Source organism: Ignavibacteriota bacterium (genome assembly GCA_016713565.1).
Taxonomy (GTDB): Bacteria; Bacteroidota; Ignavibacteria; order Ignavibacteriales; family Melioribacteraceae.
This window is the reverse complement of record JADJOX010000001.1, coordinates 115152-127509: the sequence shown is the minus strand read 5'-3', so window position 1 is coordinate 127509 and position 12358 is coordinate 115152. Positions and strand designations below refer to the sequence as shown.

Genomic DNA, 12358 nt, shown 5'->3' with positions numbered 1-12358 from the left:
ATGAACAAAAAATTTGATCTTTCGGCAATTATAATTTATTATCAAAAATATGAATTTGATAACATTAAGCCGCTATTTGAGACCTACAAAGAAAATTTAGATAAGACAAATCTCAGTTATGAAATTATTTTTGTTATAGACGGAAATATGCCGGGCGTTCTGAATGAAGTAAAATTCTTAAGAGAAAAAAATCATAATATTAAAATAGTCAAATTAGGAAGATGGTTTGGAGACGCAACTTCTCTGCAAGCCGGATTCGAGGCCTCCGAAGGCAATTTAATAATTACGCTTCCTTCTTTTCAGCAAGTTGAAGCTGAAGAAATTCCAAATATGGTAAACAATATTAATGATTGTGATATGGTAGTTGGATGGAGATATCCGAGAATAGATAGTTTTCTTAATAATTTACAGTCAAAAGTCTTTAATAAAATAGTCAAATCGTTTGTTGGAATTCATTTCCATGATTTAAAGTGTAATGTAAGATTATTTAAAAGAGAAATTCTTGAAAATATTTATATGTATGGCGACCAAGACAGGTTTTTGCCATTGTGGGCTTGGAGATTAGGCTATAAAGTAAAAGAAATTAAAGTTAAACAGCATAAAGTAGATTATAGGCAAAAATTATACCCTCTTCAAAGTTATGTACAAAGAGCTTTGGAGCTTTTATCGTTATTCTTCTTAATTAAATTCACAAAAAAACCTATTAGGTTTTTCGGTTCATCCGGTTTAATTATTTTTAGTTTAGGTTTGTTGTTAGGATTTATACTTTTCATTCAAAGAATATTTTTTGATGTTCCGCTTGCGGACAGACCAATTGTACTAGTAAGTATTCTCTTAATTGTATTTGGAATATTGGCATTTGCAATAGGTCTTGTTGGTGAACTAATAATTTTCACGCACGCAAAAGACATTAAAGATTATATTATAGAAGATGTTTATTCTTTTCCAAAAAATGAAGTAAAAGAATAAGAAATATTTCCTCTTAATATTTTACTTCTTATCTTTCCGTCATGTATATTCTAGGTATTTCAGCATATTATCATGATTCAGCCGCTTGTTTAATTCAAGATGGGAAAATTGTTGCAGCTGCGCAGGAAGAAAGATTTACGCGCAAAAAACACGATTATAATTTCCCGAAACACGCTATCGAATTTTGCTTAAAATCGGCTGATATTAAAAGCAATCAATTGGATTTTGTGGCATTTTACGACAAGCCGCTTTTAAAATTCAACAGACTTCTGGAAACCTATTTGGCGTTTCCTGGTAAAGGTTTGGAATCATTCATAACCGCGATGCCGTTATGGTTAAAACAAAAACTTTGGATTCCAGATTTAATAAAAAAAGAATTAAATTATGAAGGAAAAATTCTTTTTCCAGAACATCACGAATCACACGCAGCGTCTGCATTTTTTCCTTCACCATTTTCACACTCCGCATTTTTAACGATTGACGGCGTTGGCGAATGGGCAACTTCATCCTTTGGAATTGGAAATGAGAATAAAATAGAAATTTTAGCGGAACAGCATTTCCCCCATTCAATTGGACTATTGTATTCGGCATTCACATATTTCACAGGTTTTAAAGTCAATTCCGGCGAGTATAAAGTAATGGGATTAGCACCTTACGGTGAACCTAAATATGTCCAGAAAATTTATGATCATTTAATTGATTTGAAGGAAGACGGTTCTTTCACAATGAATATGGATTATTTTGATTATCCAACAGGACTTAGAATGACAAATAAAAAATTTGCCGAATTGTTTGATGGTCCTGAACGAAAAGCAGAATCAACACTTACCCAGCGTGAAATGGATTTGGCAAAATCAGTTCAAGTTGTAACTGAAGAAATTATGCTAAGGATGGCAAGACACGTAAAGAAAATTACAAATGAAAAATATTTATGCTTAGCTGGCGGAGTTGCCCTGAATTGCGTAGCAAATGGAATTTTACTTCGAGAAAATATTTTTGAAGATATCTGGATACAACCAGCGGCCGGAGATGCCGGCGGGGCTTTAGGCTCTGCATTAATGGTTTATCATGATTATCTAAAAAATCCTAAGATAAAATCTACCCGATCAATTCAAGGCGGTTCATATTTCGGCACTGAATATTCAAATGATGAAATTCAATTATTCTTGAATAAACAAAAAATTCCTCATGAAAAAGTAACGGATGATATTTTATTTGATTATACAAGTCAGTATTTAATTGATGAAAAAGTCGTTGGATGGTTTCAAGGGAAAATGGAATTTGGACCGCGCGCACTAGGAAACAGATCAATAATTGGCGACGCGCGTTCTTCTAAAATGCAGAAAATCATGAATTTGAAAATTAAATACAGAGAAAGTTTTAGACCATTTGCCCCATCGGTTCTTGCTGAAGAAATAAGTAATTGGTTTGAAATCGATAGAGAAAGTCCTTATATGCTTTTAGTTGCAGACGTTAAAAAAGAAAAGCAAAATTTGATGACTGAAGCCGAACAGAAATTATTCGGTATTGATAAATTAAATATTGTAAGATCGGAAGTTCCTGCGGTTACTCATATAGATTATTCGGCAAGAATACAATCCGTAAATAAAGAAGACAATCCCAGATATCATCAACTGATAAAAAAGTTCTTTGATAAAACCGGATGCCCGGTTATAATAAATACGTCATTTAATGTAAGAGGAGAACCAATTGTAGAATCACCGCTTGATGCTTATAAATGTTTTATGCGTACCGAAATGGATTATCTGGTAATGGGTAATTTTATTCTTGATAAGAAAAATCAACCCGAATTTATTGACACCATAAATTGGAAAGATAAATATGAGCTTGATTAATGACACAAAATACGAACTTGATCAAATAGATTTTAGTGAAAGATCGTTAAAGAAATTCGGATTAACAATAGGTCTAATATTTCTTGCGATTGGATTAGTTTTTATTTGGAAAAATTCTATCCAGATTCATTCAATATTTTTTATTCTAATCGGGCTGTATCTAACAATTTTCGGGATTCTTTTACCCAAAAAATTGTCTATTATTTATAAATATTGGATGATTTTAGCCTTGGTCCTCGGCTGGTTTGTTTCCAGAATTATTCTAACAATTCTTTTTTTCCTTATAATAACTCCAATTGGATATACAATGAAAATTTTAGGCAAAGATATATTAAATATATCAAATAAAAAAAATACTACTTCATTTTGGATCTTAAAAAACTCCTCTTACAAAAATCTTGAGAAAATGTTCTAATTTGTTAGTTTCTGAGAAAAACTGTGAGATTAATCAAATAATTTTTCAAATTTTTCATTTATTTGACATATGTATTTTATTTTGACAAAAAATAACAAATGCATTTAATTATTTGATTAAAATAATTATATTTATAGCATAATGAAAGAATATTTAATATGACAAAAGTTCCGAAATATAAATTTTACTTTGCATTATTTGATCTTCTTACACTATCAGTGGCTTTTATTTTGGCCGCTTATTTAGTTAGATATAATAAGGCTCTCGAACTTACACAATTTATTAAAAACAGCTATCCCATATTATCTTTATTTTTAATCGCTTCGGCTTTTTTTATTTTTATTTTTCAAATTAACAATTTATATAGAATAAATATTATTTTTAATCGTTCGGCTCACTTAACAGCGATTATTAAATCTCTATATTATGGTACACTAAATGTTGTTGTTATTTCCCATCTTGTCAAATCATCAGCAATTTTTGATTCACGCTTAATCATTTTCATGTTTATCATTATAGTTGTTCCTACACTTTATATATTCAGGGTAGAAGTAGGAAGAAGAATATTTTTAAAGTACAAACAGCAGTTTAACAGTAATGTAATAATTGTTGGAGATGGAACAACCGGGAAACTTTTAGCGACAAAATTGCTGTTTGAAAACCCGGAAGGAATTAATATTTTAGGTTTTGTGGTTAACCATCAAGTACCAGAAAAAAAGCTTAACGGAATACAAATATTAGGCACAATTGATGAATTAAAGCAAATTAGTAATGAATTTAATATCGATGAAATTATTATTGCAATTGATGATATTAATTATGAGCGTTTATTAGAAATATTAGATTTGTGTAACTCACTTAAGGTTACTGTTAAACTAACATCTGAATTATTTGACATCGTTACGAAAAAAGTTTCAACAGAAAAATATGCCGGGATTCCGGTATTGGGCGTTTCTCCACACTATAGCAATAATTTAACATTAAAATTTAAAAGAGTCGTAGATTTAATATTATCTCTAATTGGAGTAATTTTCCTTTCTCCAATATTTTTAATTATCTCAATTTTAATCAAATTATCCTCAAAAGGACCTGTATTTTTCAAACAAGATAGAATTGGACAAGGTGGTAAACCTTTTAAATTCTATAAATTCCGGTCAATGACAATTGATGAAAACGGTGAAGAAGAAAGAAAAAAACAAATGATTGAGTTTATTAAAAACAGCGGCATAAATAATGGCGATACAAAAATTATTAATGAAAAACGCGTAACTTGGATTGGGAAAATAATACGAAAATTATCACTTGATGAATTACCTCAACTAATAAATGTTATTAAAGGTGAAATGAGTTTGGTTGGACCTAGACCAAGCTTGCCCTATGAATTTGAAAATTATGATACTTGGCAAAAACGACGTGTTAATGTATTGCCTGGTTGTACCGGTGTATGGCAAGTGTGGGGTAGAAGTACAGTTTCATTTAGAGACTCTGTTGTTCTAGACCTTTATTATGTTAATAATATGTCCCCTTGGCTGGATATTCAATTAATTTTGAAGACTGTTCCTGTTATGCTCTTTTCAAAGGGTGGAAAATAATTTTTTTTTGCTTATTTTATACCCTAAAAATGATTTTATAAAGGATACTTTTGTAATGAAAAAACTTTTGTTACTATTTTTTCTCCTATTCGTAGGCAATTTATTTGCTCAAACAGATGTTAAACTTGGATCCAATTATTCCGGCATTGCAGTCCAAAAACAAGGCGGCTTTTATGATTATTCCGATCCTGAGGCTATTAATATAAGCGTTGCGGTTTGGGGATTTGTAAGATATCCAGGAAGGTATAAAGTGCCACTATATACAAATGTAAATGATTTACTTTCATTGGCTGGAGGTCCTTCCGATGCATCCGATTTAGAAGATTTAAGATTGTATAGAGTTATGGAAGATTCTACTCAGCATTTATTTTCATTTAATTTTAATGATATTTTATGGGCTGATAAAATAGAAAACCAAAACAGAAAATTGCCAAAGTTACAAGGTGGCGATCTATTAGTTGTTCCAGGTTCGCCAAGGTTGTATTTTAGAAACTGGTTTCAAGTAGGTTTAAGTATATTTTCTGCAATAATTTCCTTATGGCTACTAATTCTTAGATTAAAGTAAAATTAAATTAGGCTAAAGATTTTATATTTTTAGTCAATATTTTATCATACTGTAAAAATTGCTGAATGTTATTTTGAACACTTGAATGCTCCATAATTCGAGAGTTAATTCATTTTTCTTATATTTAATACAATTATAACTTCCCTTGTTTTATTGTAATGTCAAATTTTCTAAAAGTATACTAAAAATAAGTGTTTATGAAAATGACATTATTTTGTGATAAGTATAATTAATCTGTTATATTTCCGCGACTTACAATTATCATGAAGAATTAAACCTTCTTAAATTAGATCTCTGTTATTGTTTTCAAATCAAAGTTAATTATTGGATTTTGGATATTTTAAATTGTCAACTTAAATATAAATTTTACTACCATTTTCCAATAATTCATCTTTTATTCTATAGTATTACAACTAAAAAAAAAGAATAATGCAATATTAAACTTCCATTATAAAAGAAATTGTTAAACTTTTAATAACTCTAAAATTGAAATACTTGATAATTATTCGTTTAGATGTGTATGTTCATGATTAAACGGAAATTTAGTTACTTAAATTTATATCTGATTTTTGATTTTTTTGAAAAGCATTTAGAAATGAATAAATAAATAATGAGTACCCCGGAGAGGATTTGAACCTCCGACCTGCGGTTTAGGAAACCGTCGCTCTATCCTACTGAGCTACCGGGGCATATAAGTAAATTGCATTTAACTGTAAAAAATAAGAATATTCTTTTTCTTATCAAATTTTCTAAATTAAGAATTCACAAAATTGTTTTTACTTCCCTTTTTAGATAATTTTAGAAGTGTAAAATATTTTTATAAAATCAAAAGGAGTTATTAAATGACCACTATAATTGATGTTTTGGGCAGAGAGATTCTTGATTCCAGAGGAAATCCTACTGTTGAAGTTGAAGTCTTATTAGATTCTGGAGTTATTGGTCGCGCAGCCGTTCCCAGCGGTGCATCTACCGGAGAACATGAAGCTGTTGAATTAAGAGACGTTAAAAAGAAAAGATATAATGGTAAAGGTGTTCAAAAAGCTGTAAGCAATGTAAATGATATTATTGCAGATTTACTAATAGATTTTGACGCCGCCGATCAAGTTGCAATTGATAATTTTTTAATTGAATTAGACGGAACACCAAATAAATCGAAATTAGGCGCCAATGCTATTTTAGGTGTTTCTTTAGCGTGTGCCAAAGCCGCCGCAGAAGCTTTGGAATTGCCGCTTTACAGATACATTGGAGGCACAAGCGCTAGAGTATTGCCAGTTCCAATGATGAATATTTTAAATGGCGGATCTCACGCAGATAATACGGTTGATTTTCAAGAATTTATGATTATGCCTCACGGCGCCGCAAGTTTTGCTGAAGCATTAAGAATGGGTACGGAAACTTTCCATTCATTAAAATCTGTTTTAAAGAAAAATGGTTATTCAACTTCTGTCGGTGATGAAGGTGGATTCGCTCCAAATTTAAAATCAAATGAGCAAACTTTGGAATTGATACTTGAAGCTATTACAAAAGCTGGATACAAGCCAGGTAAAGAAATAAGTCTTGCACTAGATGTTGCTTCACGTGAAATGTATGATAAAAAGAAAAACAAATATGTTTTCTTTAAATCCGATAAATCTGAAAAAACATCCGACGAAATGATTAAAATCTATGAAAAATTAACCAAAGATTTTCCTATTGTTTCAATTGAAGACGGATTAGATGAAAATGATTGGAAAGGTTGGAAAAATTTGACCGATACACTTGGCAAAAAAGTTCAATTGGTTGGTGATGATTTATTTGTAACAAATACCAAAAGATTAAGCGAAGGTATTGAAAAATCAATCGCAAATTCTATACTAATAAAAGTAAATCAAATTGGTACTTTAACAGAAACATTGGATGCAATTGAAATGGCAAAACGTGCCGGTTATACAAATGTTATTAGTCACCGCTCCGGCGAAACTGAAGATACAACAATTGCGGACATTGCGGTTGCTACAAATGCCGGTCAAATTAAAACCGGATCGGCAAGCAGAAGCGATAGAATTGCAAAATATAATCAGCTTTTAAGAATTGAAGAAGAATTGGATTCAACCGCAATTTATCCCGGATTATCTGCTATAAATTGTAAATAATTATATTAAATTTGTTTTGATAAAGCGTCCTTGTTTGGGCGCTTTTTTTTTATTAAAGTCAGAATTCGGAAGGTATATTTAATTGTTTTTAATATAGTTAGACATACTTCGTAGAATAATAAAAAAGATACCGCCAAGAAAGGCTAAGATACAAGAAATATAAATGATTGTTTCCATAATTTTTTCTCAATTATATTCATTCAAATAAATGAAATAAAAGATTTTTTTTGTGATCATGAACAATATATTATCGGAAATTAAACTTCCTTAATTAAATTTAATATTTCAATTAACTTAATAATTTACAAAAGTCAATTATGATTAATATTGGAGAAATTGCAGCTTTAATAACCGCAGTACTTTGGTCTGGAACCGCAATTGCTTTTTCTGAAGCTACAAAAATGGTTGGCTCATTTACAGTTAATTTAACGCGCTTGTTATTGGCTACTTTTTTTCTAGTAGTAACTATTTTACTATTTAATTTAAATTGGCAAATTTCTTTGCATCAAATTTATTTGCTTGGTTTGAGCGGAATTATCGGTTTAGTGTTCGGCGATGGATTTTTATTTAAATCATATCAATATATTGGCGCTAGATTAAGTATGCTGATAATGACGTTGTCTCCGGCTGTAGCTTCTTTAACTGCATATTTATATTTGGGTGAAGTTCTTTCTATGTGGGGAATTATAGGAATACTTATTACTATTTCGGGAATATCAATTGTAGTATTTAAAAGATCAGAACAGCCTTCGACCGATTATAAGAAAAATAATTTGGGGTACATTTTTGCCGTGCTCGGTGCAGTGGGTCAAGCAATCAATTTAATTTTCGCAAAAGAAGCATTTAGTTACGGAGAAATTAACAGCTTTGTCGCAACTTTTTACAGAATGCTGCCTTCTATAATTTTAATGTACATTTTAGGATATTTTTATAAGAGCCGAAAAGTTAGTTTAAAAATTTTAAAAGAAAGAAAAGATGCGTTGAAGTTTATTATTGTCGGTTCTATTATTGGTCCATTTCTCGGTATAACTTTCAGCTTAATTGCAATATCAAATACAAAAGTTGGAATTGCCGCTACCTTAATGTCAACAATGCCGATAATAATGCTTCCAATAGTAAAATATTATTACAAAGAAAAATTGAGTTTCATTTCAATATTCGGCGCGTTTATTGCAGTAATTGGAATCGCAATTTTATTTTTGCGATAGATTATTTTTGTTTTTCCTTATTAATTTCAAAATTATAAATTATTTTACCGAGATTAGCCAGAAACGGTAAACCAATTTCATCGTATTCATATTTATCATCATTGTAAATTTGATCTTCATTTACGTGAATTACTGCAGATAGAAAAAATTCTACATTATTTTCAACATCTTTAATATAAGCGTTATCAATTAAGTATCCATAAGCCAATCCGCTTTTACTGAATATTTTAATGTTAGTTGGAATTTGTTCCTTCGTATTTCCAAACATGAAAAATTTTACATAACCGTCATAATATTCGGTTGAATCATACTTTGGGCATTCGCTTTCACGAGGCAGCATACACATATATTTGTTTAGAAATTTGTAATCATCTTCTGTTAAATTGAATCTTTCCATTTCATCAAATAATTCAGGAAATATTATTCTAATCATTAAATTATGCTGATCTCTTAATCCAAAAAAATTGTTTTGCGAAAAATCTTTAGGTTCATTAATAAGAACTCCATCGGCATAATATCCAATTCCCTTTTTAGTATCGGTCAGTTTTAATTCAATTTCATCTCCCTCAAATTTTGCGGGCTGCTGATAAATAATATTATTATTTTCATCGTAAAAATTTATTGGATTATTTTGCTTATTTAATTCCTCTGTTCTTGTTACTTCCAATCTGTGCAGGATTTTAGTATTATCAAACCCTCTTTTCCTAAGTCTTTGGTTAATTTCTTTTTGTCCTAGAAAATCAAATAATCTGTTGAATGCCTGATTGTCGCTCACTAAAAAAATTCTTTTTATATAGTCAGCAATATTCGGATAACCGCATTCGTCCTTGAATTCTTTATTGAACGCAGTTTGATTTTCATAAACGCTGTCGATGGAAAGATGAGTAAATTTATTTACTCCGGAAATATTCAAATCATTTAACTTTTCTAAAGCAAGAATTGCTGCAGGAAATTTTACAGTGCTTGCCGGATAAAAGTATTTATTGGAATTTTCATTAAATGAAAATGTTTGCAGTTTTTTTTTGCCATTTTCATCTTTCTCAATTTTTGTATAAATGATCTGGATTTCATACTTTTCTAAATTTTGAATTGCCGGTAATAATTGCTGATAATTCTCGCTAATTATTTTATCCAATAAATTTTTATTTTGCGCATTTAGTGTGCCTGACATAATAAGTGATCCCAATAAAATTATAATAAGTTTTGATAATGTCATTTTCCCGCCATTTCATTAGATATTTTTATAAATGTCGTTAAATCAATATCACTGAATAATACAAAAATAACTTTTTTAATGCTTTCAGTTTTTTCTAAAAATGATTTAACGGTATTGTATGCAATTTTGGAAGCATTTTCAAATGGAAAACGATACGCGCCTGTGCTTATTGCTGGAAAAGCGATAGAGTTGATTTTATATTTTTCGGCAATTCTTAATGAATTTTCATAACAACTTTTTAATAAATTTTCTTCATTAAAATTTCCGCCGCTCCATATTGGTCCAACAGTATGAATTACATATTTCGCTTTTAAATTGTAACCTTTTGTAATTTTTGCTTCTCCTGTTTTGCAACCGTTTAATTTTCTGCATTCATCAAGAAGCTTTGGTCCTGCCGCTTTATGAATAGCGCCGTCAACTCCTCCTCCGCCCAATAATGTTTCATTTGCAGCATTAACTATTGCATCCACAGCGGTTTTTGTAATATCACCTTTTATTATTTCAATCATCTTAACATTAAAGGATTATTTTAAAGTGATTGCCAAATAATTGCGCTAATTTAAAATCTTAATTACTTCTGTATGAATATTTGGAGTAGCAGCTATAATACTGTTACCTTTTTCCGGGTCATTACCTTGATAATCTGTAATAATTCCTCCTGCCCCGTTTATAATTGGAATTAATGCCATTGTATCCCAAATGTTCATAATCGGATCAATCATAATTTGAGCATAACCAGAAGCAACCAAATAATAGCCGTAACAATCTCCCCAAAGTCTGTAAAGTTTTACTTTCCTCATTAATTTTTCAAATTTTTTAATATTCTGAAATTCATCAACAGATAAATGATCTGTTGTAAGTAGAACTGCTTCTTCTATTTTACTTACATCATTAACTTTAACAATTTTATTATTTAGAAAGGTTTCAGAATTATTACCTATTAAAAATTCTTTTAAAATCGGCTGATGAAAAACCCCAATGATGGGTTTGCCGTTTTTTGTCAAAGAAATTAACGTTCCGAAAGTAACAGTGCCGCAAATAAAACTTTTCGTTCCGTCAATTGGGTCTAAAAGCCATTGATATTCAGCTCCTTCGTTGTGCTGACCAAATTCTTCTCCCAATATTCCATGTTCCGGATATTCTTTCATAATCATTTCCCGTAACATTTCTTCAGTTGATTTATCTGCAATAGTTACCGGAGAATCATCTGATTTTGTTTCTACATTTATTCCGCTTCTAAAATATTTTCTAATATTCTTACCGCTTATTTCTGTCATTTTTTTACAAAATTTTGAAAATTCCGCAATTTCTTTTTTATCCAACACTTAAAACCTCTCTGTAATTTTGAACTATACTTTTCTTATTATTAGGTGATAAAATAAATTATTTATGAAACTTTTAGAAGCAACTTCAAAAAATATTAATCTTGCCGTTGAAAAACTTAAATCCGGCGGACTTGTAGCTTTTCCGACAGAAACAGTATACGGTTTAGGCGCTGACGGATTAAATGATATTGCCGTTTCTAAAATATTTGAAGTAAAACAACGTCCCACTTTTAACCCGTTGATTTTACACGTTTCTTCATTAGATATGCTGAATGAAATTGCTGAAAATTCTAACGAAAAAATATCTCAATTAATAGATAATTTTTGGCCCGGACCTTTAACTCTAATTCTAAAAAAGAAAAACAATGTACCTTATATCGTAACTTCCGGATTAGAAACCGTTGCCGTAAGAATGCCAAATAATCAAATCGCATTGGAATTAATTTCCAAATTGGGAAAACCAATTGCCGCACCAAGCGCAAATAGTTTTAGTAAATTAAGTCCGACTAAAGCCGAACACGTTGTTAAACAACTGGGAAATAAAGTTGATATTATTTTAGACGGCGGAAACTGCGAAGTAGGCGTCGAATCTACAATAATTGAAGTAACCGACAATTCTCAAATTTTATTACGACCCGGAGGCATTGCCAGGGAAAGAATTGAAAAAGTAATTGGGAAATTATCAAGTCTGAATCAAAATTCAATTTCACCTAATTCTCCCGGACAATTAAATATTCATTACGCGCCGAATATTCCTATTTATTTTTATAGTGAAAATATATTGCAAGATTATTTAAACAAAAATATCGGCGTCATTTTTTTCAGCGAAATTAAAAATGCTGATAAATTTAGAATTATTAAAGTGCTTTCCGGAAAAGCTGACTTACACGAAGCCGCATCAAATTTATTTGCGCATCTGCATGAATTGGAAAATTCAAATTTGGATTTAATCCTTGTGGAAAAAGTGGATAACATTGGTCTTGGCTCTGCAATTATGGATAGATTGACTAAAGCAGTAAATAAATATTTGTGATATTCTTTGCCGTCTTGATAATTTCAATATCTTGTTTTAAAAATTCA

Annotated in this window: 11 protein-coding genes and 1 tRNA gene; 8 read left to right on the top strand and 4 right to left on the bottom strand. The window is 30.4% G+C overall.

All coding sequences use genetic code 11. From position 1 onward, the window contains the following. The 5 genes from IPK06_00635 to IPK06_00615 all read left to right on the top strand — a co-directional run bounded on the left by IPK06_00635 (position 1) and on the right by IPK06_00615 (position 5397). A complete protein-coding gene (locus IPK06_00635) occupies positions 1-969 on the top strand; it encodes a glycosyltransferase (GenBank protein MBK7978523.1) in 969 nt (322 codons plus the stop codon). Between the two features lie 41 nt (positions 970-1010). Next, entirely contained in the window at positions 1011-2825 is a 1815-nt protein-coding gene (locus IPK06_00630; GenBank protein MBK7978522.1) for a carbamoyltransferase, read from the top strand. Then, positions 2812-3240 carry a hypothetical protein gene (locus IPK06_00625; GenBank protein MBK7978521.1) on the top strand — a complete coding sequence of 143 codons (429 nt, stop codon included), beginning with the start codon at positions 2812-2814 and terminating at the stop codon, positions 3238-3240. The genes IPK06_00630 and IPK06_00625 overlap by 14 nt, the downstream gene beginning before the upstream one ends. A 158-nt stretch (positions 3241-3398) precedes the next feature. Further along, complete coding sequence (locus IPK06_00620; GenBank protein ID MBK7978520.1) at positions 3399-4832, top strand: sugar transferase; 1434 nt, start codon at positions 3399-3401, stop codon at positions 4830-4832. 55 nt (positions 4833-4887) lie between these two features. Next, positions 4888-5397, top strand: coding sequence for an SLBB domain-containing protein (locus tag IPK06_00615; protein ID MBK7978519.1), 510 nt, complete (start codon positions 4888-4890; stop codon positions 5395-5397). Positions 5398-6012: 615 nt separating this feature from the next. Here the strand turns inward: IPK06_00615 and IPK06_00610 are convergent. Then, positions 6013-6086: transfer RNA gene (locus tag IPK06_00610), tRNA-Arg, on the bottom strand. A gap of 153 nt (positions 6087-6239) precedes the next feature. On the opposite strand from IPK06_00610, the gene eno reads away from it, so the two are divergent. Then, entirely contained in the window at positions 6240-7529 is a 1290-nt protein-coding gene (eno, locus tag IPK06_00605) for a phosphopyruvate hydratase (GenBank protein ID MBK7978518.1), read from the top strand. 317 nt (positions 7530-7846) lie between these two features. Then, positions 7847-8737 (top strand): DMT family transporter, encoded by an 891-nt coding sequence (locus IPK06_00600; GenBank protein MBK7978517.1) that lies wholly within the window; start codon positions 7847-7849, stop codon positions 8735-8737. 1 nt (position 8738) lies between these two features. Here the strand turns inward: IPK06_00600 and IPK06_00595 are convergent, their stop codons facing one another. From IPK06_00595 to hisN, 3 genes are read right to left on the bottom strand one after another with little or no spacing between them, the layout of a single operon-like run. Beyond that, positions 8739-9953: a serine hydrolase gene (locus IPK06_00595; protein ID MBK7978516.1), complete on the bottom strand. Its 1215-nt coding sequence runs from the start codon at positions 9951-9953 to the stop codon at positions 8739-8741. Next, positions 9950-10462, bottom strand: a complete 513-nt coding sequence (locus tag IPK06_00590) for an O-acetyl-ADP-ribose deacetylase (protein MBK7978515.1) — start codon at positions 10460-10462, stop codon at positions 9950-9952. The genes IPK06_00595 and IPK06_00590 overlap by 4 nt, the downstream gene beginning before the upstream one ends. Positions 10463-10507: 45 nt before the next feature. Beyond that, positions 10508-11230, bottom strand: coding sequence for a histidinol-phosphatase (gene hisN / locus IPK06_00585; GenBank protein ID MBK7978514.1), 723 nt, complete (start codon positions 11228-11230; stop codon positions 10508-10510). Positions 11231-11342: 112 nt separating this feature from the next. Here hisN and IPK06_00580 point away from each other — a divergent pair, with 112 nt between their 5' ends. Then, positions 11343-12311, top strand: a complete 969-nt coding sequence (locus IPK06_00580) for a threonylcarbamoyl-AMP synthase (GenBank protein MBK7978513.1) — start codon at positions 11343-11345, stop codon at positions 12309-12311. Positions 12312-12358 lie beyond the last annotated feature (47 nt).